The 421-nt window shown below is 48.9% G+C and carries 1 protein-coding gene; it reads left to right on the forward strand.

Annotated features, from left to right (window positions below; all coding sequences use genetic code 11):
- Window positions 1-421: MBG domain-containing protein (locus tag DK188_RS21370; protein WP_157963344.1), on the forward strand; the 421-nt coding region annotated here is incomplete at both ends.

The following is a 421-nucleotide window of genomic DNA, read 5'->3' on the forward strand; positions in this document are numbered from 1 at the left end:
AGCAATTTCACGACTCTCGTCTTGAATGCTGATTTGACGATCACCCCAGCTACGATCACCGGAATCACTTTCGAAGACGACAGTTTCGTTTTTGACGGATCAGCTAAGTCTTTGGCGATCACAGGTGCGCTTCCTGAAGGAACTTCGGTAGCCTATTCCAACAATGGAAGAACGGATGTAGGAACTCAAGAAGTGACAGCGACGATCACAGGAGCCAATTTCACCACGCTGGTTTTGACAGCAGATCTAACCATCACTCCGGCCACGATTACAGGAATCACCTTGGCAGACCAAAGCTTTGTCTTTGACGGAACTGAAAAGTCACTGGCCATCCAAGGGACACTTCCGGTAGGAACTTCGGTAACCTATACCAACAACGGCCGAACCGATATAGGAACTCAAGAAGTGACGGCGACGATCA

The sequence above is a fragment of the Algoriphagus litoralis genome, assembly GCF_003259255.1.
GTDB lineage: Bacteria > Bacteroidota > Bacteroidia > Cytophagales > Cyclobacteriaceae > Algoriphagus > Algoriphagus litoralis.